13 protein-coding genes and 2 pseudogenes are annotated in these 25559 nt (G+C 58.9%); 9 read left to right on the top strand and 6 right to left on the bottom strand.

Going from position 1 to position 25559, the window contains the following annotated elements; translation table 11 throughout:
- Nucleotides 1–10 precede the first annotated feature (10 nt).
- Nucleotides 11–1210: a glycosyltransferase family 2 protein gene (locus CYG48_RS17830; protein ID WP_118851927.1), complete on the bottom strand. Its 1200-nt coding sequence runs from the start codon at nt 1208–1210 to the stop codon at nt 11–13.
- 280 nt (nt 1211–1490) lie between these two features.
- Between CYG48_RS17830 and CYG48_RS17825 the strand changes: the two genes are divergently transcribed.
- Nucleotides 1491–2294 carry a WecB/TagA/CpsF family glycosyltransferase gene (locus CYG48_RS17825; RefSeq protein WP_118851926.1) on the top strand — a complete coding sequence of 268 codons (804 nt, stop codon included), beginning with the start codon at nt 1491–1493 and terminating at the stop codon, nt 2292–2294.
- A gap of 4 nt (nt 2295–2298) precedes the next feature.
- Here the strand turns inward: CYG48_RS17825 and CYG48_RS17820 are convergent, their stop codons facing one another.
- Nucleotides 2299–2958 carry a 4'-phosphopantetheinyl transferase family protein gene (locus CYG48_RS17820; protein WP_118851925.1) on the bottom strand — a complete coding sequence of 220 codons (660 nt, stop codon included), beginning with the start codon at nt 2956–2958 and terminating at the stop codon, nt 2299–2301.
- A complete protein-coding gene (locus CYG48_RS17815) occupies nt 2955–7565 on the bottom strand; it encodes a MupA/Atu3671 family FMN-dependent luciferase-like monooxygenase (RefSeq protein WP_118851924.1) in 4611 nt (1536 codons plus the stop codon). Before CYG48_RS17815 ends, CYG48_RS17820 begins: the two co-directional genes overlap by 4 nt.
- Nucleotides 7566–7853: 288 nt before the next feature.
- On the opposite strand from CYG48_RS17815, the gene CYG48_RS17810 reads away from it, so the two are divergent.
- From CYG48_RS17810 to CYG48_RS17790, 5 genes and pseudogenes are all read left to right on the top strand, one after another.
- On the top strand, nt 7854–14408 hold the full coding sequence (locus tag CYG48_RS17810) for a type I polyketide synthase (protein ID WP_245450586.1): 6555 nt from the start codon (nt 7854–7856) through the stop codon (nt 14406–14408).
- Between the two features lie 43 nt (nt 14409–14451).
- Nucleotides 14452–15909, top strand: a complete 1458-nt coding sequence (locus CYG48_RS17805; RefSeq protein ID WP_118851923.1) for an oligosaccharide flippase family protein — start codon at nt 14452–14454, stop codon at nt 15907–15909.
- A gap of 349 nt (nt 15910–16258) precedes the next feature.
- Nucleotides 16259–17560 carry a glycosyltransferase family 4 protein gene (locus CYG48_RS17800; protein WP_199925337.1) on the top strand — a complete coding sequence of 434 codons (1302 nt, stop codon included), beginning with the start codon at nt 16259–16261 and terminating at the stop codon, nt 17558–17560.
- Nucleotides 17561–17731: 171 nt separating this feature from the next.
- The gene (locus CYG48_RS17795; protein ID WP_118851921.1) at nt 17732–18505 is read left to right on the top strand and encodes a response regulator transcription factor; all 774 of its coding nucleotides are present in this window, start codon (nt 17732–17734) and stop codon (nt 18503–18505) included.
- 286 nt (nt 18506–18791) lie between these two features.
- A pseudogene (locus CYG48_RS17790) lies at nt 18792–19716 on the top strand (IS3 family transposase).
- 199 nt (nt 19717–19915) lie between these two features.
- Here CYG48_RS17790 and CYG48_RS17785 read toward each other — a convergent pair.
- Entirely contained in the window at nt 19916–20236 is a 321-nt protein-coding gene (locus tag CYG48_RS17785; protein ID WP_256371660.1) for an IclR family transcriptional regulator, read from the bottom strand.
- A 15-nt stretch (nt 20237–20251) separates the two neighbouring features.
- Here CYG48_RS17785 and CYG48_RS22925 point away from each other — a divergent pair.
- Nucleotides 20252–20635: pseudogene (locus CYG48_RS22925) on the top strand (LysR family substrate-binding domain-containing protein).
- Nucleotides 20636–20899: 264 nt separating this feature from the next.
- Nucleotides 20900–22687 (top strand): putative bifunctional diguanylate cyclase/phosphodiesterase, encoded by a 1788-nt coding sequence (locus CYG48_RS17770; RefSeq protein WP_245450583.1) that lies wholly within the window; start codon nt 20900–20902, stop codon nt 22685–22687.
- Nucleotides 22688–22782: 95 nt separating this feature from the next.
- Here CYG48_RS17770 and CYG48_RS17765 read toward each other — a convergent pair whose 3' ends face one another.
- Together CYG48_RS17765 and CYG48_RS17760 are read right to left on the bottom strand one after the other, a co-directional pair.
- Nucleotides 22783–23727, bottom strand: a complete 945-nt coding sequence (locus tag CYG48_RS17765; RefSeq protein WP_445304361.1) for a proline iminopeptidase-family hydrolase — start codon at nt 23725–23727, stop codon at nt 22783–22785.
- Nucleotides 23728–23755: 28 nt separating this feature from the next.
- A complete protein-coding gene (locus CYG48_RS17760; protein WP_118851916.1) occupies nt 23756–24535 on the bottom strand; it encodes a helix-turn-helix transcriptional regulator in 780 nt (259 codons plus the stop codon).
- 125 nt (nt 24536–24660) lie between these two features.
- On the opposite strand from CYG48_RS17760, the gene CYG48_RS17755 reads away from it, so the two are divergent.
- Complete coding sequence (locus CYG48_RS17755) at nt 24661–25551, top strand: proline iminopeptidase-family hydrolase (protein WP_118851915.1); 891 nt, start codon at nt 24661–24663, stop codon at nt 25549–25551.
- Nucleotides 25552–25559: the final 8 nt, after the last annotated feature.

Below are 25559 nucleotides of genomic sequence, written 5' to 3'. Positions count from 1 at the left end.
GATGCAGCTATCAGACGTCTGCCGGTCCAGCGCGATCGGTCCTTATCCAGACCGATCCGCCAGGGCGCAGAACCCGAAGAGGGACACGCGCGACTTTCCATGCAGCGTATGCCGGAATTTCGCGGAGAGATCTTACCGGGAGAATCTGGCGTCCATGCTGGTACCACGCTGCCGTGACGGAACCGAAAAACAGGACGGCGGCGAAAACGGCAATCGCGTGCGGGATCAGATTTCCGCCCAAACTTGCTATCAGTCCCGTCGCGGCAAGGACAGCGACAAGCATGGCAGCAAGAAGAGAAAGCGGTGGCACCAATGCATCCACGACCAAGGCGAGATACTCCCTGTTCTGAAACGTCTTGGGCTTGAGCAGAACTCGCAGTAGCGACGACGTCATCCCGGCGCGCCCGTCATCCCATCGAGACGCCTGAACCTTCAACGCCTTCTGTGAGTACGGGAAAGTGCTCCGTACGACAGCCGCATCGCAAAACTGCGGAGCATAACCCGCCTCTGCGAGATCAAGTCCGAGCTTCATGTCTTCAACGAGGTGGCCGGTGGCAAGATCCATTTCTTGAAGCAACGGCCAAGGAAAGGCCATGCCGGATCCGGTCAGCTGGACGGGAAACCCAAGCTTTGTCAGCCCTAGGCACCGGATCCGGTTCTTCAACAGGAAAGCAAATTCGGAAACTGCCAGCCCTACGCCGGTATTCGGCGGCGCGACCATGAGATAACGCGACTGCACCGGCCTTTGCCAAGTTTCCGTCATGCGGGCGAGCGTGTCGATCGCGCCTGCTTCGAGCACGCAGTCGGCGTCGACAACCACAACGATTTCCCGTGGATCAGACGCGAGATATCGAACGCCGGCATCAATCGCGTATCCCTTGCCCCGAAGCATCTGGTTACGACGTTGCACGACCTCTGCCCCGGCCTCTCTCGCCAGCAGAGCGGTGTCATCGCTGCAGTTGTCGGCCACGACGACAAGCCGATCGCCGCTCTGCAGCTGGCTCAGGATGTTTCGGATGGTGGCAGTGATTTGCATCTCTTCGTCGTGAGCGGGAACTAGGACGGCGATTGCCGGTCGCTGAGCGTCGAAATCTGGATCTTTTCTGGTGCCGAAACTCCCGGCGAAACACTCGGCCGCCAAGACGATCACGGGGAGCAATAGAGGAATCGCGAGGAACAACGCGACGGAATCCAGCAGAAACTGCACCATGATAATCGGCCTCCCGACATTGTCTTGCGAGCATCATAGCCGAAAGGCGAACGCGCCGAATCCACCTGCTCTACACCGTTCGACGGCGTGCTGGATCATCCCTTTTCCTAGAGCAGGAAACGCGCGTTAAGCCAACATCATCACTTATGATGCAACGCGCACGATTGAGCGGCAGGCCTGGATACCTGTACCATTAACGCAGCGTAATCAATTGTTTAACGGAACAGGCGTGCCAACCGGATAGTATTCCGGTGGTGCCGTAGGTATGGGGGCAGTGGCTATGGCAATCATTGAAACGTCAGCGGTTCGGTCGGATCATGTCGGCGGGCCAAGTCAGCGCAAATACTTCCTCGGATCTCCCTTCGATCCCGTCCCGGCGGAAAGGGTCCTGGGTCTCCTCGCGAACCCGGCAGCCGCCGCGATGGGCTTCCGCTACATTGTCACGCCCAATGTGGATCATGTCGTGAGGATGGGCCGAAACATTGACATCAAGCGGTTCTATCGCCAGGCTTGGTTTTCCGTTTGTGACAGCCGTCCGATTGCCATGCTGGCGCGACTGGTATTCTTGAAGCTGCCTGTCGTCACGGGCTCCGACCTTACCGTGAGCCTGTTCAAATCGGTGATCCGAGACGGTGACCTCATTACGCTCATCGCCTCCCAGGAGGCTGTCGTTCACGATCTACGGGAGCGTTACCCGAATGTGCGGTTCCGGGCCTATCTTCCGCCACAAGGTATCTGGGACAATCCGGAAGCCATGCAAGCCTGTATTGATTTCGTGGCGCGTGCTGAGGCTCGCTTCGTCTTCATCGCCGTCGGCTCCCCTCAGTCGGAGAAAATCGCGTACGAGTTGTCGCGCCACCCGGATGCGCGCGGCATCGGTCTCTGCATTGGCGCATCCTTGGAGTTTCTCGTCGGTGTGAAGAAGCGTGCTCCGTTGTGGATGCAGCGTGCCGGACTTGAGTGGGTGCACCGGATGGCGAGCGACCCGCGCAGGCTTTGGCGGCGCTACGCATACGCTGTTCTACCGCTGGCCAGCCTTTTTCTTGAAGAGCTCGCCAGCCGTCCGAAACCAAAGTCGCCGTGAGTACCTATTTTCCGATCGTCATGCTCGAGACGATATAGCCTTCGCGGAAGGCCAGACGACCGTCCAGGCGGTCGCGGAGCCTGAATGGCGGAATATCCGTCTCGAAAATCGAGTAGAATCGTTCTTCGGCAAGATCGAATTCGACGCGGATGGCGTGGAAGCCGAAGAAGGTGTGGCTCATGGAATACTGGCACTTATACGTGCATTCCTTGGCGCTGAAGAAGGCCGTCAGCAAAAGCCCTCGCTGATCTGCCGGCTGCGTTTCGAGCCACAGGCGTTCAGCCGGGCTGCAAATCTCCTCGCTCAGATAAACGTCAAGCGGCGTGGCCTCCTCCACATCGATACCAAGCGCGAAGATGCCATCGGAATGCCGACCGACGACAGCCGCGCAGCGGGTCTTGGAGTGGCTGATACTGCCCGCCATGCCTTGCGGCCAGACCGGTGCGCGATCTGCGCCCACCGGGATCGGCTGGCTCGCGATACCCAGGCTGCTCATGGCCCGGCGCGCGCAGGTGCGACCGGCGACGAATTCTCTTTGCCGGCGCTTCATGGCGCGCGACATCGCGGCCTGCTCTTCGGGAAAAAGCGGGGCGAACCGAGCGGCCAGGGCCGTCTCCGCGACGGATGCGGCGCCGTTGAACATGCCGTGGAAGAGCCCGATCAAACCTCCGTCTCCAGGCGGAGCGTCGGACGCCGTTCGATTGCGCTCCGTCGAAGCGCGGCCCGTTCCGCGGCGCGCGTCAGCTGGATATCGGTCTTGCCTCTATCGGAGACGTGATCGGCAAGCGACGCCGCCGTCGGGAAGCGGAACAGGTCGGTGATCGTCAGGTCAGGAGAGAGCTTCGCCTTCAATTCGCGATGAAGCTGCACTGCCAGCAGCGAATGCCCGCCGAGTGCGAAGAAGTTGTCGAAGATGCCGATCTTCTCAAGCCCGAGCGCGCTGGCAAACAACGTGCTGATCTCGCGCTGCAGGTTATTGGAGGGCTCGATGAAACTGACCATCGGGGTCGGTTTCTTCTCCGATGGCGCCGGTAGCCGGTTGCGATCCACCTTGGCATTCGGCGTCAGTGGAAAAGCGTCCATCGTGACGAAATGCGATGGAACCATAACATCGGGGAGCGTTTCCAGGATGTGGCGCCGCAAGTCTTTGTCGCTGATTGGCGCACCGTCCGTCCTGAGGTAGGCGACCAAGCTCAAATTTCCGGGGCCGTCTTTGCGAGGCACGACGACCGTCTCGCGCACGCCCGCAAAAGCGCTGATGCGTGCTTCGATCTCGCCGAGCTCGATCCGGTGGCCGCGGATCTTGATCTGGTGGTCCGTCCGTCCCAGGAAATGGAGAACGCCCTCTTCATCGAAGCGCGCCAGGTCGCCGGTTCGATACATTCGACCCGCCTCGAACGGGTTCGCGACAAAGCGTTCTCTTGTGAGTTGTTCGCGGTCGAAGTAACCGCGCGCGACGCCATCCCCGCCAATGAACAGTTCGCCGATATTGCCTGGGGGCACCGGCCGCAAGCCTGCGTCCAGGACGTACATCTGGGTATTGGCGATCGGGCGGCCGATCGGTACGACAGGCTTCGGGGTATTGGCGGTGAACGTCGACGACCAGATGGTCGTTTCCGTCGGCCCATACATATTCTCGATCGCGGCATCAGTTGCACCGCGCAGCGCAGCCAGAAGCGAACCCTGAAGGGCTTCACCGCCGAGGAAGAGTTGCCTGATCTCACGCAACGCGGCACGATCGGCATCCGACATCATGAACATGTGCGCCATGGAGGGCGTGCATTGCAGGTGCGTGACCTTATGCTTGTGGACCTCGTCGGCGAAGCTTCGGGCCGGCTCCTCGGGTGCCGAGCTCTTGCTCGCGGCCACGACCTCCGCCAGAAACGGCAGGCGCGCCATCACCACATCATCAGCCAGGCCGAAATCGATAAGGCAGGCAATCTCGTCAACCCCCGCAGCCTTCACCTCTTCGAGCCGCTCGAGCGCGTCTTCAACGGTTCCGAAGAGACCGCTGTCCTCAAAATAGCGAAGAAACGCAAATTCGAGGATAGCTTCTAGCTCCTCGGCATCCAGTGACTGGAGGTCGATCTCCATCGGGTTCGAGACACCGTGTGGCTTCTTGAAGGCAGGGAAGGCCCATGCATATTGCTTGATAAGAGCAGCCGCGCTGCGGAGGTATTCCTTCATGGGCGCACGCGCCAAGTCCCGGACCGCATCGCGATTTTCGCCCAGCAGCGTGTGGAGCATCAAGGTGACCTTGTAGTCCCCGGGGTCGCGGCCTGTCTCCTTCAGCGTCTCCCGGTAGACGCGGATCTTCTCGCTCAGTTCAGCTATTGATTGGCCCAGCAGATGGGTGAGCACGTTGGCGCCATGCCGTGCGGCCTCACGATAGCTCTCCGGATTGCCTGCGGTAGTCAACCAGACCGGAAGTTCGCTCTGGACGGGCCGCGGCTGTGTTACCACGGGGACGGTGCCGGCACCCGAGTCGAATTCGACGCTTTCGCCACGCCAGAGGCTGCGAACAACCTCAATGTCACGCATGAGGCTTGCCTTGTTCCTGGGCGGGGCATTTTCTGGGCGAAGCACAAAGTCCTCAGGCATCCAGCCGGACGCGAAAGCGAGTGCAACCCTGCCGTTGCTCAGGTTGTCGATGACGGCCCATTCCTCCGCAACGCGTGCGGGATGGTGAAGCGGCAGGACGCAACTGCCGGCGCGGATCGAAAGGTTCGACGTGACTGCGGCGACGGCAGCTCCGGTGACGGCAGGATTGGGATAAGGACCACCGAAAGCGTGGAAATGACGCTCCGGCGTCCATAGCGCGTCGAAACCGTTTGCGTCGGCAAACTTCGCCCCCTCAAGCAACAACCGGTACTTTTCCGGTCCAGCCGCGCCGTCATTGCCCCAGTAAAACAGCCCGAAACCAAGATCAGTCGGTCTCGCACCGCGTTTGCCGGCAGTCTTCGCTTCCAGAACTTCGGAGGCGTGGATGACGACCTTGAAGCCGCGGGCCAAGGTCCAGAAGAGTTCAAGGACGGAGATGTCGAAGGACAGGCTTGTGACCGCCAGCCATACGTTTTGCGTATCTTCCATCTTTCCGACACGTTCGTCCATCCCGACGAAGAAATTGACGACGTTGCGATGTTCGATCATCACTCCCTTGGGCAGGCCGGTGGAGCCGGACGTGTAGATGACATAGGCGAGGTTCTTCGGCTTGACATTTCCGGCAAGCCGGCCGGTACCCTTCGGATTCCGCAGGATGTCGTTGACGCAGAGAAAGCGGACACCTGAAAGAAGGGACGAGGTTCTTAGGCCTCCTGCTGTAAGCACGAGCTTTGCGCGGCTATCCTTGATCATAAAAGCGAGCCGGTCGGCAGGAAAACTCGGATCAAGAGGAATATAGGCGCCGCCCGCCTTCATGATTGCCAGAGCGCCCACGACGAGCTCGAGCGAGCGCGGAAGATAAAGACCGACAGTCACATCCGGGCCGACGCCTTCCGCAACCAGCGCCTTAGCCAGGCAGTTCGCCTGTTCGTCGAGCTGACGATAAGTCAGGCTGCGACCACGAAACGCAACTGCCTCCGCATCGGGTGTGCGATCGACCTGTGCCTCGATCAGCGTGTGGATGCAGGTCGTCTTGTCGTAGCTCCGGCCGGTGTCGTTCCATCCGTATAGAACCGTGTTCTCGTCTGTTGCGGACATGAGAGGAAGGTCCTCAAGCAGGTTGCAGGTCGTTGCGAATGCAGATGCAAGGACGTTGAAGGCCGAGGCCAGGCTTCGCGCCTGCGCCTCATCGATGCGTTTCCGGTCAAACATGAGATCTGAGCCGTTTTCGCCGAATGCAAATGTCAATGCGCAGCCTTCGATCATATCCTTGCTCACCTCATTCCGCATTTCGCGGATGCCGACTGCCAGCGGCGACTTCTGGAGGCCAGGGATTCGATCGACAAGATCGCTGCAGTAGGCTTGGCACGTGCGAAGCCGCACCATGGTTTGATTGACGTGAGCCACAAGCTCATCGGCATTCTGCAGCGTGCCCAGGTCCATCCGCAGCGGAAGAGCTTCGGCGAAATAGCCCGGATGACGTTGGCAAAGATCGTCCAACCCGTCGTCCGCATAAGCAATGTCGAACGAGCGCTGGCCGGTCTGGCGGAGCAGGAGCGCGGCGACAAGAGCGGCGCGATCTTGTTTGGCAATGTGATCCGGGATGTTCAGCGGTATGGCACGAACATCGGGTCGTTGTTCGGATGCCAATTCTCCAATGGGTAGTTGAACGTCGATGCGCCCTTCTAACGCTCGTCGAAAGACGCCTTCATGCCGTGCACAACGAGCGACTGCATCGTCGAGAGCAGGCGTCTCGCTCTCATTGAGAAGCGGAAGGCGATCTCCCGGATATACGACTGAGGAAAGCTTGGTCTGGATCGATGCGTTCTTCTGCTCGGCCTCGAGGAGTACGGGCTTGTCTGCCGTTCCGACCGTCACGCCATGAGCGCCGACCGACAACACCAGCCCCGGCTCGGCCTCTATCTCGGCATCGAGTATCCGGAAATGAGAGATTGTGTAGACGCTGGAGCCGAAGCGAAGCTTGGGCTTGGCGAGAGGGTTTTCATAAGCATCGCCGAAATCAAGCCCACGAACCAGCTGCGACAGTTCCTTGGCCGGCTTGGCGAAATTGAGCGTTGCGGCGGCAGTCGGGCGCTTCTGCTTTTCGTAATAGACCCGGGTGGAGAAATCCTGTCGGCGCGGCTTCAGGTCATCATGCTCGATGTGATCCAGAAGCGTTGCGAAGGTGGATATCCCTGCATCCAGGCACTTGGTGTTCAGCGTCAGCGCAGTTTCGTCATCGTTGATCGCGAGAAGGGTTTGGGCATAGATGTCCCCCTCGTCGATGCCCTGGGCGATGGCATGCCAGGTGACACCATGATCTTTGTGCCCTTCAATGATTGCCCAGGCGGGTGTATTCAGGCCGGCCATCTGGGGCAATGGACCATCATGAAAATTGGCGGCACCTAGTCGGGCGTTTCTCCAAACCGCCTCCGGCAGCAGACGCAGGTTTGCAATGCTGAAGAGCCAGTCATACGTTAAATTCGACAAGGCATGCGCATAATCATCGTCTGCGTTTAGGACGGAAATGCCGCTCTCGGATGACCATCTCTGCACTTGTGGGTTCGAGGTCACGACGGCAACAATCTGATGGCCGCGCGCTGCCAAGACATCGGCGCACTGGATGAGCAGCGTTCCACCGCCGACAAGAACGCAGTTGATCGTACCCATTGAACATCCCCCGTCTGGATTCGAACTCCTTCGATAGAACCGGCGCATGGGAGGATTTTCAACATATGCAGCCCTACCCAATTGGATGAACGCCCGTACGCCTGAAATAGGAGGTGGGATGACCTCTCCACCCTATGGATGACCGCCACTGCCAACAGACTAGTTGCGAGCGCGCTTCAGGCCGCAGCACACTGAAAGCTGCGGGCCGTGCTCGCGACCATTTAGAGGGACATGAGACCCGAACACGGGACGTTGAACTACCCTGTGGGCGGTTTTTAGCGGAAGGCGATGCCGATGCTCGAAGGGGCAAACCAACTATGCGCCAGCGATGTTGCTATCGTCGGCATGGCACTTCGCGTGCCCGGGGCGCGAAACGTTACGGAGTTCTGGAAAAACCTTTGCGACGGCGTGGAATCGATCCGCACATTCTCTGTTGAGGAGTTGCTGGCTGCCGGGGAGGAGCCGGAACGCATTCATCACCCAAACTATGTTCCGCGCGGTGCAGATCTTCCGGACATGGAAATGTTCGATGCAGAGTTCTTCGGCCTCAATCCCAGGGAGGCGGCGATTATGGACCCCCAGCATCGTCAATTCCTGGAATGTGCCTGGGAAGCCATGGAGGATGCGGGCAGATCGGCGCCACCCGATAGCGAAACGGGGCCCGTGGGGGTCTTCGCCGGCTGCGGGATGGGGAGCTATTTCTACTTTAACGTATGCAGTAACCGGAATCTGGTCGATCAGGTCGGTATGTTCCTGCTTCGGCACACGGGCAATGACAAGGATTTCCTCTCTACCCGCGCCTCGTTTACATTCGATCTGCGAGGTCCGAGCGTCAACGTCCAGTCCGCATGTTCCACCTCGTTGGTCGCCGTCCATTATGCATGTCAGAGTCTAATTTCCGGCGAATGCGACATGGCACTCGCTGGCGGTGTCACGATCGAGTTTCCTCATCGTCGCGGCTACCTTTTCCAGGAAGGCGAGATCCTTTCGCCCGACGGTCATTGCCGCGCCTTCGACCACCGCTCGGCAGGTACGGTGTTCGGCAGCGGCGTCGGGGTCGTCGCGCTTCGCCGATTGTCGGACGCGTTGCGGGACGGCGACGTGATTCATGCCGTCATCAAGGGAACGGCCGTCAACAACGACGGAAGCAGCAAAGCCGGATATCTTGCACCAAGTGTCAGCGGACAGGCGGCAGCGATTCTGGAAGCTCAGGGACTAGCGGGCGTTGAAGCGGCTTCGATCCAATATGTCGAATGCCACGGAACAGGAACACCCATTGGCGATCCGATAGAAATCGAAGCCCTGACATCCGCTTTCCGGCAGGGCACCGCCCGCACGGGCTTCTGCCATGTCGGCTCCGTGAAGTCGAATATAGGCCATCTGGACACGGCCGCCGGCGTCGTGGGCCTGATCAAGGCCGCCCTAGCAGTTCGTGAAGGGCGCATACCGCCGACTTTGGGCTTTGAGAAGCCGAACCCCGCGATCAACTTCGAGGCCAGTCCCTTCAAGGTGAACAACAAGCTGATGAGGTGGCCAGAGGTTGCTGGCCCACGACGCGCTGCAGTGAACTCACTCGGCGTCGGAGGAACCAATGCCCACGTCGTCATAGAGCAAGCACCGTCTCGTTACATGCCGGAGCGCGACGGCCTCGAAGCTCAAACGCATGATGATCCCATGCTTCTTTTCCTGTCCGGCAAGCAGCGCAACGTTCTCGATATGGCGGCCGGCCGCTTGGCGGAAGCGATCGACCAACGTCCGACGCTGGCGCTCGAGGACATAGGCTTTACGTTGCTGCGCGGCCGAAAGCATCTGGAGCACCGATTAGTCATGGCTGTTCGGGGAAGGGAGGATGCCATCGCGGCCCTCTCGGATTCGTCTCGACGTGGTCTCGTCCAGCAACCGGTAGAGAACGTCTCCGGTGCCGTCTTCCTGTTTCCCGGCGGCGGTTCGCAGTATATCGGGATGGCCCGGTGTCTCTACGAGGAGGACCAGGAGTTTCGTTCGACCGTCGAGGAGGGGCTTTCATACCTTCCCGATGATGGTGCGCGTGATGTTCGAAGGGCATGGTTTGCCGAGCGCACAGCCGCCAGCAAGGAAGCGTTCCTGAGCCCGTCTCTTCAGCTTCCTGCGATCCTTATAGCTGAGATCGCAGTAGCGCGAATGTGGAAGAGCTGGGGTGTTGTCCCGAAGGCACTGATCGGCCACTCGATGGGGGAAAATGCCGCCGCCTGCTTTGCGGGCGTCATGAGCTTCAAGGATGGGGTCAATCTCGTTCACCTGCGCGGCCGCCTGTTCGAACGCGTGCCCCTCAGCGGCATGCTGAGCATTCAGCTTGACCCGAGGGCGCTGTCGAACCTTCTTCCATCCTGCCTGGATATCGCTTCCGTCAACGCGCCATCGCTGTGCGTGGTTTCCGGCCTCGATGAAGATCTGCGGGCGTTTCAAAACCATCTTGCAGACGAGGGTGTAGAGGCCTCGCGTATCCCGATCAACATTGCCGCACATTCGAGGTTGCTTGATCCTATCCTCGGCGAGTTCGAGGAGTTTCTTCGTGGTATTTGTCTTCGCGCCCCGGCCATCCCGATCCTATCGAACCGTACGGGGTTGCCACTGGGCGACGAAGAGGCGACCGATCCGCTCTACTGGGTCGGTCACCTTCGTTCGCCGGTGCAGTTTTCAGATGGAATGGCGGCTCTTGCTGCAGATCGCGGCAATATCTACATCGAAGTCGGGCCGGGCCGCATGTTGTCCTCGCTTGCCAAAGCTCAAGGTTCCATTCCAGCAAATCAGGTCATAAACAGCCTGCCTCATCCCGACGAGGCGGGTGACGACCGGCTGCACTTCCTGACCGGCGTTGGACGCGCCTGGGCTGCCGGTCTCGACGTGGATGTCGATCGCCTCTGGAAGGGGCGCTCGCCACGCCGTGTGGACTTGCCGACCTACCCGTTCCAACACAAACGTTTTTTCATCGATCCTGCCGCGGGGGACAAAACGGCCACCTCCGCTCCACTTCTCGTGAAGCAGCCGAATATCTCCCGCTGGGGTTATCAGCCGGCCTGGAAGCAGTCGCTCGCGGACCTTGAGCCCGGGGCGCAAAAAGAGCCGCGGACATGGCTGTTCTTTGTCGACAGCGCCGGGCTCGGCATGAAGCTGGTGGACCGCTTGCGCTCGCTGGGCCACCAGGTTGTTACGGTCTCGGTCGGTGACGCCTTCGTCCGCTGCGGCGCCCACGAATATACGTTGTGCCCGGAGCTGGGCCGCATTGGCTATGATGGCTTGCTTGCGGGACTGGCCGCAGACGAATGTGTGCCTTCGCGGATAGTGCACATGTGGCTCCTGACGCAGCAGGAGACATTCCGGGCTGGATCGAATTTCTTCCACCGAAACCAGGAGTGCGGCTTCGACAGCCTGGTGTATCTGGCGCAGGCTTTGGGCGAGGCCGGTACCCGTAGCGAAACCCATGTCAGCGTGATCACCAACGGCATGCAACAGGTGAAAGATGAGCCGTTGCCCAATCCGGAGAAAGCGATGGTGCTCGGACCTGCGCTGGTCATGCCCAGGGAGCTTCCCGGCGTTTCAGTAGGCGTCATAGACATCGATCTGCCGCCTTCGCCCCGTTCGGGCGGATTGTCGGCCATTGCCAGCCTGGACCTGTTTCGGAAATCGCGCAGTGGTATCGAGTTCGGCGCTCTCGTCGAGCAGGTTTGGGAGGAATTGCAAGTCAAGCCCAAGTCCGAAGTGGTTGCTCTGCGGAAAGGGCGGCGCTGGACACAGATACACCAGCGGCTGGCGTTAGGCGAGGTTGAAGCCGTAAACAACAAGCTGAAACAGGGCGGCGTCTACCTCTTTTCCGGCGGATTAAGCGAGATCGCGCTTGCACTCGCAGGAGAGATCGCTCGCCGCTTCCAGGCTCGGATCGCGCTTGTAGGCCGGACGCAACTACCGGCACGTGAGGAATGGGATTTCTATCGGCGCACTCATGGAAACGATCGCGTTCGAAGAGCGATCACAGCCATCCGGAGGCTTGAAGCGGATGGAGCGAATGTTCTCTATCTGCAGGCGGACGTCACGAATCCGGAGCAGATGAGGCTTGCGATAGACGCGACGATCACACGCTTCGGTGAGATCAATGGCGTCTTCCATGCTGCAGGCATCGTCGATGACGGTCTCATCCTGTCGAAGACGCGCGAGGCGATGGACCGGGTGCTGGCGCCGAAGGTATTAGGCACAGCCGTACTGGATGCCGTTCTAGAGACCGTCACGCTCGATTTTCTTGTGCTGTTCTCATCGACAAGCACGGATGTCGTTCGCGCAGGGCAAGCGGATTATGTGGCCGCCAACGCCTATCTCAATTCCTATGCCCAAAGCCATTCCAACCGGGCGGACCGCACCACGATGGCGGTGCATTGGGGCGTCTGGGGACAAACCGGTCTGGCGGCGAGGGCGCTCGGGTACGTAGCAGATCACGATGATGCACACCTTCTGCCGGAGCCGGCGAAAGGCCCATTCTTCCAACGGTGGGTGGAGGACGAGCACGGCCTGTCCTGGCTCGAAGCGGTCGTCAATCCAAATCGCGACTGGATACTCAACGAACACAGGCTTGTCTCAGGTCAGGCGGTCATGCCCGGTACAGGCTATATCGAGCTGATCGCACAGGCGGCTGCGGAATACGGTCTGCAATTCAAAGCAGACATCAGCGATCTGGTTTTCCTGAAGCCTCTCGCCGTCAAAGATGGCGAAGATCGGGTTCTGCGCCTGAGACTGCAGGCTGAAGAAGGTGGCTATCGTGTCACCATCGCAGCCGCAGCTCCCGGGGGAAGCGCCGATGCGTTCATCAAACACGTTGAGGCGCACTGGAGGCCAATGCCGACTCGCCGGGACCCGATCAATGATATCAAACGCGAGCGCCCCGATCCGTCGTTTAAACATTCGATTGCCGCAGGAGGAACGCTGAAGTCGGCTCAGGAACGGCATGTGCGTTTTGGCCCGCGGTGGGCCGTGCTACGTTCCGTTGTGATCGGAGCCGACGTTGCACGGGCAGAACTCCTTCTCGATCAGGCCTTCTCCGAAGACCTGGATACAGGCGTAATACTGCATCCCGCGCTCCTCGATATTGCGACTGGCTTTGCCATGGAACTCGTGCCCGGCTACGATCCCGAAGCTGCGCTTTGGGCACCGGCGACTTACGGGCGGATCATCCTCCACAACCACCTGCCCGCCGAAGTCGTGAGCTATGTTCGCCTCGCCGACAGCAGCGAACTCGGCGACGGTTATGCCGCATTCGATGTCGTCATTGCCGACCGGGAGGGGGACCTCCTGTTTGAGGCGCAAAGGTTCGTCGTGCGCCGTCTGGACGACAACATGATCTTGGAAGCACCCGCTGATTACAATGCAGGCCCGAGGCCTCCCAGGAACGCCGTTGTCGCATCTCCCACGATGGCCAAACTTGGCGTGCAAGTTCGCAACGGCATCCTCCCGAGCGAGGGCTTTGAGGTCCTTATGAGAGCAATGGCAGCCGCGGTGTCTCAGCCAATCATCAGCTCGATGGACCTCGACCTGCTGAAAGAATGGGTTTCAGCCAATGCCGAGGCCCTTGCATATCCCAGCGACGGGTTCGAGCGACCGGATCTGGATAATGAATTCGTCGCGCCTCGCAATGCGGTTGAAGAAATACTTGCCGGATACTGGCGGGAACTCCTCGGCGTCACCAAGATAGGCGTCCATGACAGCTTCTTCGACATCGGCGGCCACTCTTTGATCGCGGTCCGCCTTTTCCGCATGATCAAGAAGCAATACGGGCTCGATCTGCCGATCTCGACATTGTTCGAGGCACCGACGATCGCCCAATGTGCAGAGCGATTGATGGCGGAACTGCCTGACGCTGCGGGCGTCGGTGAGCCTAGAACTGGTGTGGCCACGCCTCCTACGGCGAGGCGACTTCATCTCGTCTTGATGAACTCGGGCGGCAACACGCAGGCAACGCCTCTTTTCATTTGCGCCGGCATGTTCGGCAATGTCCTCAATCTTCGCCACCTGGCGCTCACGGTCGGCGCCGACCGCCCTGTCTACGGGCTTCAGGCCCGAGGGCTCTATGGTGACCTGGAGCCCCACCTCTCGTTCGAAGAGATGGCCGCGGACTGTATCAAAGAGTTGAAGACCGTACAGCCACACGGACCCTATGTCCTCGCGGGATATTCCGGCGGGGGAATAACAGCCTACGAAATTGCCAGGCAGTTGGAAGCGTCGGGCGACCAGGTCGCCCACATCGTGATGCTTGATACACCGCTTCCGCGGCAGCCAAAGCTCTCATACGAGGACAAGCTGCTGATCAAGCTTCAGGACATACGGCGCCACAAGGCCCGATATCTGCTGAAGTATCTCCGGGACAGGTCTCGTCATGAAGCAGGCAACAAGGCACGGGAAGAGGCAGCAAAGAGCGGTGGCGCGACTGACAGGTTGAACAACGACAAGATTGAGTTTGCCTTCCGGCACGCTGCTCAGCGCTATCAGGTGCGACCTTATGGCGGACCGGTGACGCTGTTCAAGCCGCAGGGCGAACCTTTCTACCGGTTACCGCGGGGGCGGAGCTTGAAGGAAAACCGGGATATCCTGCTCCCCGACAACGGCTGGAACGAACACGTGGTAAAGCTTAAAGTCCTTGAGGTACCCGGTGACCATGACAGCATGGTACTCGATCCTTATGCTAGGGGGCTTGCCGAGAAAATACGCGCGCTGGTCGCCGAAGCCCTGGCGCCATCTCATGGTCGCGATGAGCACGAAGCCCTGCAGCTCGCCTGCAATGACCGGCTCTACCCGTCTCGCTCAACGCTAGAGGCTGTCTGATGCTGGGGCATCGTCGCGGACCCTCGGCTCAAGGTATGCAGCTATGACCGATGCTGGGGCCGCCCATGAACATTTCGGCACGCCCGCCGCCAGAGAAGGTTGTGCCTCGGCGGAGTCGAAACCGGGCGAGGGTGGTCGGAAAGCGAGTTTCCGCAGCCTCATCATGCAAGCTGCCGGTTGGTCGATCATCGGCTACATGACCCTGCAAATCCTGCGCATTTCGAGCAGTCTCATTCTGACGCGGCTCCTGATGCCGGAAATGTTCGGCGTCATGGCCGTTGCGACCACCATACAGGTTTCCGTTGCCATGCTGTCCGATCTCGGACTGCGCCCGGCAGCCATCCAAAGCCGGATGGGCGATGACCCGACCTACCTCGATACGGCCTGGACGGTTCAGTTCATCCATGGTTGCCTGATCTGGCTCCTCTGCGTCCTGGCTGCACTGGCGATCGATGCCGCGGCCGAAGGACGGATGCTTCCGGCCAGCTCTGTCTACGCCGTTCCGGAGCTTCCCGGAATCCTGATGGCAACGTCTTTCAGCTGCGTGATCGCAGGACTTCAGTCGATGAAGGTCGTCAGCGCATACCGCCACCTCGACCTGAAGCGCCTGACCGCGATAGAGATTGCGGCTCAAGTGATCAGCCTGCTGATGGCCATCGCGTTGGCCTGGTCGACCGGCTCGATATGGTCCTTCGTTATCTCGACATTGGTGGCTGCGCTGGTCACGACCGGCCTCAGCCATGCCTGGTTGCAAGGCCGGACAAACGGTTTCCGCTGGCACAAAGATGCCGTCGTCGATTTGATCCGCTTCGGCCGTTGGATCATTTTGTCCTCGATGCTGACCGTCGTCGCTGCTAGCGGCGACCGCTTCTTCCTCGCCGGTTGGGTCGGGCCTTTTACGCTCGGGCTTTATGTCCTTGCGTTCAATCTAGTCGCAATGCTCGAAGGTGCCGGAGGACGATTGTTTTCGAGCGTTGCGATGCCGGCACTGAGCAAGGTCGCGCGCGAGCAGCCTGAACGCCTTCGAGCCATGTTCCTCAAAGTGCGGCTGCCGTTCGACCTTGTGTTCGTTGCGAGTGCGGGCGCCGTCTTCTCTGCCGGCCAGATGCTCACGGATCTGCTTTACGACGACCGTTACCGGGATGCCGGCCCGATGATCCAGGTGCTGTCCTTCGGGTTGTTAACCGCCCGCTATGGGACGTTGTCGGCAATCTATCTTGTGGTGAACGAGCCGCGAAACCAGACGGTCCTAAATTTAGTACGGGCCGTCTCGATCTTCACTTTCGTGCCGCTTGCCTACCACCTTCTCGGCTTCAACGGCGCCTTGTGGGCGATCGCTCTTTATGGACTACCGGGCGTGTTCGTCAGCTTGTATTTCAACGGGCGCCACGGCCTAAACAATCTGCTGTATGAGTTTTCTGTGCTTGCTGCCTGGCCAGCTGGATACGCTGCCGGCCATCTTGCCAACCTGATCTACTACGCTTTCAAAATCGACCTTTAGATCAAGAGGTCGCGGTAATCCGAAAGGTGTACCGCCTGCATCGTTTCGACGAATTGGCTGCATTCGCGGCAGTGCTATCGTTGGCAAATAGTCCGATCAATCAACACTAGCCGTTTAGGTATGTACTCAGGATGTCACTGCGGCGGAGCCGAATAGGCTTCCGCGATCGACAGATAAGGTGTTTTACCCAAGCGAGGTACGGGTCCCCATGGGCAGCAAAGGATACAGCGTCAAAAGATCGATCCCGGGGGAGCTAGACCTCGTTCCGGACATAAGCAGTGGCTCTATCTCCAGATGCGGCGTTACTGCTGCTCGGTCGCGCGAGTTTTGGGGCAAGAGCCTGAGGCCCTTGCTGATCGTCGAGGCTGCAAATCCCGAATGGACGAGCGTACCGCTTGTCGGATGGAACCTCGCGCGCGCAATCAGTTCCAGGACGAACGCGTTGATTGTCACCCAGGCACGTAATCGGGGCGCCTTCCTGAGAGCTGGCCTTGTTCCTGATCGGGACTTCTTGATCGTTGACAATGAGCGCGTTGCAGGAACTCTTCACCGGCTAAGTGAGTTCGTACGCGGCGGCACAAACAAGGGGTGGACGGCCGTTACGGCGTTGGCGTCTCTCGCCTACTATAGCTTCGAGTGGGAGGTCTGGAGGTTACTGAGGGAACGGCTGATTGATGGCGAGTTCGATCTTGTTCATCGCATAACGCCGCTTAGCCCGACGAGCCAAAGTTGGCTGGCCCCCAGGCTAAAGCGCTACGGAATTCCCTTCGTGCTTGGTCCATTGAACGGTGGTTTGCCGTGGCCGGAAAATTTTCTGGAGGTGCGGGGCAAGGAGAAAGATTGCCTTTCAATGTTTCGTGGCGCGTTTTCTCTCATGCCCTATTATAGCGCTACAAGACGGCATGCCGCAGCATTGATCGCCGGTTCCCGGTTCACCATGAGCGAGTTTCCTCGAGAATGTGAGGATCGCGCATTCCTCATTCCGGAGAATGCCGCGGATCCTGACCGCTTCCCGTTTCAACAGAGAGACTTCGACGGAAGGAACCTTTCCGTCGCATTCGTCGGGCGTCTCGTTCCCTACAAAGGAGCGGACATGCTCATTGAAGCAGTGGCTCGATACATGGGGCCGTTGAAGATCGACGTCTTGATCATCGGAGACGGGCCGCAGCGGGAGGAGCTTGAACGGCAGGTTCAAGCGAGGGGCCTTCAGGGAAAGGTCCGTTTCGCCGGCTGGGTCGAGCAGAAGGACTTGGCCGCAGCAGTATCGGAGTGCCAAGTCCTGGCGTCCTCGAGCGTTCGGGAGTTTGGCGGCGGCGCTGTTCTGGAGGCGATGTGCCTGGGACTTGTGCCGATCGTGGCCGACTACGGCGGGCCCGCGGAACTCATAGATGCGACGTCCGGGATAGCCGTACCGTTCAAGGACAGGGAAACTTTGATCGATGGATTCGCAAAGGTGTTCGAAACGCTGGAGCGTCATCCGGAACGGATCGCTGCACTGAGTGCGGGCGCTGGCGCCCGAGTGCGCCAGAAGTATACCTGGAATAAAAAGGCGAGAGAAATTGTCGACATATATGCATGGGTGCTCGGAGGCGCTTCTGCATCTCGATCAACCACATTGTCTTTCGGTAAGGTCACTAATGCCAACCAGTAACTATGCCCAGTAGGCTTTCACATACTGTCGTAATTTTCTTATATGCTTATAGACGAAAGTTGCACTTGGTAGTACGCTGCCAAGGTGGAAACAAGAAAACTCTGCAGGCTGTTTGATACTCATCATCATAATTCCTGGGGCAGGTGATCAAGCTTCGGGGTAGGGGGTAATATGAGTCTGACTGTAGATGGTGCTGGCCGCACGCCCGTGGCGGTGGACAGTTTTCGTTTCGTGAGCGAATTGGCAAAGGCTTCTGAGAGAGAGGCCCGTGGGGAGCGGAAGCAACGCTTCGAAGGTTCGCTTGTTCTGATAGACCAAAGGGCGCTGGATCGGGAGTGCCTCGCGAAAGCGCTCGGCGATCGTGGTCTCTGCATGGAAGTCTCTGCTGTCGGTTCCGTCGAAGAGTGGAGGCGGGAGCAGGTTCAGTTCCCGCCGGTGCAGGCCGTGCTCTTCAATATCGGAAACCGGAAGGCAGAAGATGCCGGCTTCGCAAATGAGATCACGAAGCTGCGGAATGAGTTCAAGTCGTCTCCGGTGATCGTGCTTTCCGACAATGAAGACCTGGCGCAGATCGTGAAGATGCTCGAGTATGGAGTGAGGGGCTTCATACCGTCGTGTGTCGGTGTTTCCGTATGCGTGGGCGCCATCGAGCTTGCCGTGGCCGGCGGTGTATTCGTTCCTGCCAGCAGCGTGCTTGCTATGCGCCACCTGCTGGCAACCTCTTCATCTGCCGAAGCGCGGAACCTCTCGGGTATGTTCACCGCGCGTCAGGAAGCGGTGGTTGAAGCGCTCCGCAGGGGCAAGGCGAACAAGATCATCGCCTATGAGCTGAAGCTAAGGGAAAGCACGGTGAAAGTTCACATCCGGAACATTATGAAGAAGCTTAAGGCTACCAATCGTACAGAGGTCGCTTACAAGCTGAATGATATGTTCCCGATGAACTGACCGTATCGCGGGCGCTGTGACGGACTGTTGCGGCGGCGGAGGATCGCGATGTGTCAGCGGGAAATCTCCGGGAGCGACCTCTGTCCGTTAGGGATAGGCGCGCTGCCCAGAACGAACGGGGAAGATTGAATGGAGAATAAGCTATGGGACCACCCGGTTCGCGCCGGGTGACCTGCTTCCCTTTGAATATCCTCGGTTTGACGTCAATCTGTTTGAACTGCCCCCCATTTCGATCGGACAGTCGGCATAAGCACAAAGGCTCAAGCACAGGCTTGAGGACAAGCTTATGTCTAATGAGCACCGACACGTTGAATTGCTGACGGGCGATGTTCGCCGGAGGCCGTGGACAACGGAGCAGAAGCTGACAATTATCGAGCAGAGTTTCGAACCAGGCGAGACGGTGTCTTCGGTCGCTCGCCGCGCCATGGCGTTGCGCCCAATCTGCTTTACCGGTGGCGCAGGCTCTTGAACGAGGGAGGTGCTGCAGCCGTGGATTCTAACGAGCCGGTTGTCGGCAATTCGGAAGTGAAGAAGCTGGAGGATCGTGTCCGCGAGCTGGAGCGCATGCTCGGCCGCAAGACGATGGAGGTCGAAATCCTCCGTAAAGCCCTCTCCAAAGCGGACTTAAAAAAACGGATATCGCAGCCGCTCTTGCTTCCGAAGGACGGTTCCGATGAAAACCGTCGCTGACACGCTGGGCGTATCCCGCTCCAACCTGCGCTGGTGTTCGGACGGTCTGGAGTTCACCTGCTGGAACGGCGAGGTCATCCGTCTCGCCTTCATCATCGATGCCTTCGACCGCGAGATCATTGCCTGGACGGCTGTCGCCAATGCGGGCATCTCCGGCTCCGACGTGCGCGACATGATGCTGGAGGCGGTCGAGAAACGCTTCAGCGCAACCAAAGCCCCACATGCCGTCGAGCATCTCTCGGACAATGGTTCTGCTTACACCGCGAGAGATACGAGGCCGTTTGCCCAAGCGTTCAATCTGACACCTTGTTTCACGCCGGTGGCCATCCGCAGTCCAACGGAATGTCCGACGCTTTCGTCAAAACCCTGAAGCGGGATTATATCCGCATATCAGCTCTACCGGACGCCAAAACAGCGCTCCGGTTCATCGACGGATGGATCGAGGACTACAACGAGATCCATCCCCACCCGCGCTCAAGATGGCTTCCCCACGGCAGTTCATCAGAGCTAAATCAAACTAGCCGACATGTCCGGCGAAACGGGGGCACTCCAACGAACGCTATATCGACTTCCTGGCTCGGCTTGGTCAGGCTCCGCGCCAACTCGCGACAGGAAGCAAGCATAGGCTGGAATCGAAACGGGGCCATCTCCAAACGGTCGTCTCTCAAATTGCTTTCAAGGAAGTGTCCAGACGTCCTGCCGCAACGATGCTGAGATGGCCTATGGGATTCTCGATAGTTCGGCTGTGATGCGTGTTGCCGTTTCACGTACCAGTCGGGCGCAGAGTTCGTGACGTCGCGCGTCGTGCCGGTACACAGGCATGCTGACGCTTATCGCTCCGACTGGCTCCCACTGGCGGTTGAAGATCGGGCTGCCGAGACAGCGGATATCCGGCTCGTTCTCCTCGTCATCAAACGCAAATCCCTGCTCCCGGATACGCTTCAATTCCTCACGCAGCGCTTCGGCGCTCGTTAGCGTATTGGCGGTGTGTCGCGTCAACTCCAGCCCCTTGATGATTTCCTCTAACCGGTCGTCTGTCAGGCCGGACAGCTAGGCCTGCCACGGCACCATCGTCTCGCCCGCGCGCGGTCGATCCGCCTGCGCGACCTTGCCGGGGAAACATTCATGAAGTTCCCGGCCGACAAGATTCCAGGTCTTCACGCGAAGTTCCTGATGGCCTGCGACGAAGCGGGCTTTAGCCCCAAGACCACCCTTGAAGCTTGACAGATGGCGGGCATGGTAAGTCTGGTCGCTGCCGGCATGGGGATCGCCTTGCTGCCTGCCCAGGTTCGCAGCACCTCTCATCCCGATGTTGTCTACAAGACCATGGCCGATAAAACTGAGCATCTCGAACTCAGGATTGCGCTTGCCTGGCGTCCTGAGAACCACTCCGCTAGCGTCACCTCTGTCCTTTCACTCTTCGGCCGGGCTGAAACCTAGCCTATGTTCGGCATATGGGGAGGCTTAGGGGGCATCGTTCGTTCGCGTGACGTTTGCCGTGGCCTTGCCCTGCAGGACTAGAGGTGCTTGTCGGTCGTCGTTGTGAGCTCCCAACAAAGCATCCATTGGGTTTTCATGACATTGCCTCAAAAGCGCGTATGCCCGGCAGTGAACGGTTAAGGTTCGGGAGCTAGTTACAGCGAGTTTGCTGCCCTGCAGCAATTTTGGGCGGCCCAGCGCTTCCCAGCTCCTGGAGCAGTTGAATTGTACCGACACCACAACAGCAACCTCGCCTTCGCAGGCGAGCCCGACAACGTTTCCGCGTCCTACGCGACAGAGATGGACTTCATTCGCTACGCGCTCGACAGCGCAGCGATTGTTGCCATGACAGACGTGCGTGGGACGATCACCTTCGTCAACAAGAAATTCTGCGAGATCAGCGGCTACTCGCGCGATGAACTACTCGGCCAAAATCATCGTATGTTGCATTCCGGCACGCATGACGCCGGTTTCTTTCGCGCCATGTATCGCGAGATCGCCAATGGCCGTGTCTGGCACGGGGAGATTTGCAACCGTCGTAAGGATGGGAGCAAATATTGGGTCGACACGACCATCGTGCCGCATGTCAATGAAAGCGGCAAGGTCGACAGCTACACCTCGATCCGCTTCGACATCACCGCACGTCATGAGGCAAAAGCGAAGCTGCGCAGCATTGTGCTGACTGACGCGCTGACCGGCATACCAAACCGGCGTTGTTTCCAGGAGCGACTGGAGGAACTGCTCACATCAGCGGGTGATTGTGGGTCAGTGCACCTTGCGCTCCTCGATATCGACACGTTCAAGGAGATCAACGACACGTTCGGCCACGATATTGGCGACGTGCTCTTGAAGGACGCGGGCCAGCGTCTGATGGCGCGTTCATGCGCGGATGTCTTCGTTGCGCGGCTTGGTGGCGACGAATTTGGTATCATCCTCTCAGGTATGTGCAAATCGGAAGCGATGGCCATCGCGGATGAGGTGCTGGCAGACCTTCGCGTGCCCTTTCAGCTTTCCTCATCCTGGCGTAGCTGCTCGGCCAGCATCGGTATTGCCTCCTATCCCGATGATGGTCATACCCCCGACGCGCTGTTCAAGGCGGCTGATCTTGCGCTTTACCGTGCAAAGTCGCTCGGCCGGGACCAGATCAAACGCTTCGAGCCCGCATTGCGGGAAGCTGTCGAGCGCAAAAGCGAGTTGCGCCAAGCGGTTGAAGCTGGCCTCGATGACGGCCAGTTTCGTCTTGATTATCAGCCCATAGTCTCCCTCAATTCGGCGCCTGCAATATCGCTGGAGGGCCTCATCCGCTGGCAGCACCCTGAGCTTGGTCTTATTTCTCCGGCTTCGTTCCTTGCAGACATGAGCGATCCCGGCCTTCTGGCGGCGCTCGGCCTCTTCGTCGTTGAACATGCCTTCAAGGATATGAAATGGCTTATCGAGCAGAACCTGCCGATCAGCCGGATCGCGATCAATGTCACCAATGCCGATTTTCGCTCGTGTGCGTTCGTCGAGCGCTTTTTCGAGCTCTCGGCCATCTATGGCATCGCTCCTAACCGCTTCTGCATCGAAGTCACCGAAGGCGTTTTCCTTGGTCGCGACTATCAGCATGTGGACCAACTCCTACAAACGCTCCACGAGAGCGGCGTGGAGATCGCGCTCGACGATTTCGGTACAGGGTTTGCCTCGCTGACACACTTGCGCACGATGCCCGTTGATAAGATCAAGATTGACCAGAGCTTTGTCGCGAACATGATGGCGAGCCAAGCTGATGCGGCGATTGTCCGCGGCATCATCGACATAGCCCATTCCACCGGCAAAAAGGTGGTCGCCGAGGGCGTAGAGACGCTCGAACAAGCGCAGTGCCTAGCGGCGTTCGGGTGCGACTACTTGCAGGGATGGTTCTTCGCCAAGGCGACGCCGCTGGACGCGATTCCGGATGTCATTGATAACCTGCCGGTCTTGAAGCGGGACTGGTCGGAACTCCCTTCCATCAGATCAGAGGGTTCACCTCCTTAAAGCTAAGGTCGCACAACTGGGAAGGGAGCGCCTGACGAGTTTCTTGAGTGCGCTTCCTCAGGCCATCTGATCCGGCGTCCCGGCGAAAAGAAAACCTAGCTTTGATCAAGCTCGCGGAGGAAGTCGGAAACTGTCTTGAGGCACAGGTCCTTTTCCTCGACATGCGGCATGTGACTAGAGTTCTCGAAGACCACCCAGCGGCAACCCGGCACGTTCTCGACGTATGGCTCGACCACGAGAGGGGTCGCTTCATCGTAGCGACCTGAGATCAAGAGCGTCGGTGCGACAATGGAGTGCAGGCGGTCTTCGATGGTCCAGTCCTTCAGTGTGCCGATGACGTGGAACTCCGTCGGACCATTCATGTTGCGATAGACAGTGTTGTCTTCGTCCATGATTGCGAAAGTGCGTGCGACTTCCTCGGGCCACGGTACGACGCGACAAACATGGCGATCATAGAAAGCCTTCGATGCGGCGATGTATTCGGGGTCGGTCAGGGTGCCGGCTTCCTCGTGGCGAAGCAGTGTCGCCTGGATCTCTGCCGGGAGTTCTTGCCTGAGGCGGTTGGCCTCCGCCACCCAGGTTCTCATATTGGCAGGAGAATTTGCGATGATGAACGCCTTCAACCCGGCAGGCCGTTGCACGGCATGTTCGGAACCGAGCATCCCGCCCCAAGACTGACCGAGGAAGGCGTAACGGTCCTGGATCCCCAGGTGCCTCAACAAGCGGTCGAGCTCATCAAGAAAGAGCTGCACCGTCCAGAAGTCCTGTCCCTTTTCCGGCAGGCGGGTAGAATTCCCATTGCCGAGCTGGTCGTAGTGAATGACTGCGCGGCCATCGAGAGCAGCGATATCCTTGAATGAATCGACATAGTCGTGCGTGCAGCCGGGGCCGCCATGGGCGACCACCAACGGAAGCCGCTCCGGGGTAATCTCGCCAGTGACGCGATACCATGTGCGATAGTCGCCAAACTCCACGTATCCTTCACGCGAGGGTATCTCGGTCACGCTTGTTCTCCTGGTCAGTTGTGGAAAGCAGACCATAGCGAGCCAACTTGCCCGGTGGCAGCTATCACAACTTATAGGGAGGAAATGCCTCCAGAAGGCGGTACTGCGTGGCGCGGACGACAGCCTGGGTCCGGTTCTTGGCGCCGAGCTTGCGCGTTGCCGACTTGAGGTGCATGACGACCGTCGGAACCGAGCGGTCGATGATACGCGAAATTTCCTTTGCCGAGAGGCCGCGGGCAGAATGCGCCAGGCATTCCCGTTCGCGCTCGGTCAGGCGTATGCCAGCGATATTCAGCACCTTTTCATCGAAGAGTTCGTAGGCAGCCTCATGAAATATTTGGGCGAGTAAGCTGAAGTCCGCCAGCAGGCGCGTTGCTTCACGACAGAATTCGGTCCGCCTGCCATAGTGAACGCCAGTAATGGTGGCGTAGTCGCCACGTGGCATATGGATTGGCACAGTGACGCCCGCCAGCATGTCGTGTTCGCGTAGGAAATCGCAGACCGGCTTTGTTTCATCGGTGAGAAATCGGCTGATGCGCGTTTCCACGTCCGGGTCGTAGTTCCAGAAGAATGGCACCGAGGTTCGCACGGCCAACCGCTGCACCGGATCGATGCGGAAATATTCGCGATTGCACCAGTAGTCGTACATGTCGTCGGCGACATTCCGAAGCTTGAGCAGCGTGGGGATCTCTACCTTGCCATCGGGGCGGCAAGGGGTTGGCGTGTAGTCATAGATCAGGGCTTCGAAACCCATTGAGCGCATCGCGCTGAAGGCCTCATCGATCCGATCGTCCAAGGTTTCCCTGCGCGACAGGCGATCGCTGATGATACTGATTTCAAGCATTCCCCAACTCCACTAGAGCGCTCCCCCACCCCCTATCACTTCTGATAGCTGGCGCTCATGGTGCGCTGCGATAAAATTAGACTTGCTCAAAATTTGGTCAAGATAAATCGAAGGGCAGGGTTAGCATGTGGCGTGAAATCGCTCCCCACGATCGGGTTGAGGTAGAGGTCGACGGCTACAAAGTCGTCACTTATGTTTTCGGATCCGGTGACGAGACTGTCTTCTGCCTGAACGGTGGACCTGGGCTTCCCTGTGACTACCTGCGGGAGGCGCATTCCTGCCTTATCGACGAGGGCTACCGCGTCGTTGCGTTCGATCAACTCGGTACCGGTGCCTCCGATCGGCCAACCGACAAATCTTTGTGGAAGATCGAGAGATATGTCGAGGAAACCGAAACGATCCGCCGGACGCTCAATCTCGGCAAAGTCCACATGCTCGGCCATTCATGGGGTGGCTGGCTCGCGATCGACTATGCCTTGAAGTACAAGGACAATCTGAAGACGCTGATCCTTGAAGATACCGTGGGGGACATGCCGCATCTGGTCTCCGAACTGGGTCGGCTGCGAAATGCGCTCGGGTCGGAAACGGTCTGCATGATGCAGAAGCACGAGGCGCAGGGCACGCTCGACCACCCGGAATATCTCGCGGCGATCACGATCCTGAACTATCGGCACGTCTGCCGCCTGCCCGAGTGGCCGGCTCCGGTCCGCCGTTCGCTCGATGACTGGAACATGGGACCCTACGTGACGATGCAGGGACCTAACGAGTTTCTCTATACCGGCAATCTCAAGGACTGGAACCGGATTCCGGACCTGCCGGGACTTGACCTTCCGGTGCTGATCACGGTCGGGGAGCACGATGAACTCACGCCGGCCTGTGCCATGCGCATGAGGGACGCCCTGCCCAATTCCGAGTTGTGTGTGCTACGCAATTCTAGCCACATGCCGTTCTACGAGAACCCCGAAGCATACTATGGTGTGCTCACGGACTTCCTCTCCAGGCACAAGGCTTCTTGATGACATCA

The organism is Neorhizobium sp. SOG26 (assembly GCF_003491345.1).
In the GTDB taxonomy this organism is placed as follows: Bacteria; Pseudomonadota; Alphaproteobacteria; order Rhizobiales; family Rhizobiaceae; genus Neorhizobium; species Neorhizobium turbinariae.
Note: the sequence above shows the minus strand (reverse complement) of the source record. Positions and strands in the feature narration are given on the sequence as shown.

Bases quoted from the DNA above. Each gene is read 5' to 3' on its own strand.
- CYG48_RS17830 (WP_118851927.1), bottom strand. From the start codon at position 1,210: ATGGTGCAGTTTCTGCTGGATTCCGTCGCGTTGTTCCTCGCGATTCCT.
- CYG48_RS17825 (WP_118851926.1), top strand. From the start codon at position 1,491: ATGGCAATCATTGAAACGTCAGCGGTTCGGTCGGATCATGTCGGCGGG.
- CYG48_RS17815 (WP_118851924.1), bottom strand. From the start codon at position 7,565: ATGGGTACGATCAACTGCGTTCTTGTCGGCGGTGGAACGCTGCTCATC.
- CYG48_RS17810 (WP_245450586.1), top strand. From the start codon at position 7,854: ATGCCGATGCTCGAAGGGGCAAACCAACTATGCGCCAGCGATGTTGCT.
- CYG48_RS17805 (WP_118851923.1), top strand. From the start codon at position 14,452: ATGACCGATGCTGGGGCCGCCCATGAACATTTCGGCACGCCCGCCGCC.
- CYG48_RS17795 (WP_118851921.1), top strand. From the start codon at position 17,732: ATGAGTCTGACTGTAGATGGTGCTGGCCGCACGCCCGTGGCGGTGGAC.
- CYG48_RS17765 (WP_445304361.1), bottom strand. From the start codon at position 23,727: ATGGTCTGCTTTCCACAACTGACCAGGAGAACAAGCGTGACCGAGATA.
- CYG48_RS17760 (WP_118851916.1), bottom strand. From the start codon at position 24,535: ATGCTTGAAATCAGTATCATCAGCGATCGCCTGTCGCGCAGGGAAACC.
- CYG48_RS17755 (WP_118851915.1), top strand. From the start codon at position 24,661: ATGTGGCGTGAAATCGCTCCCCACGATCGGGTTGAGGTAGAGGTCGAC.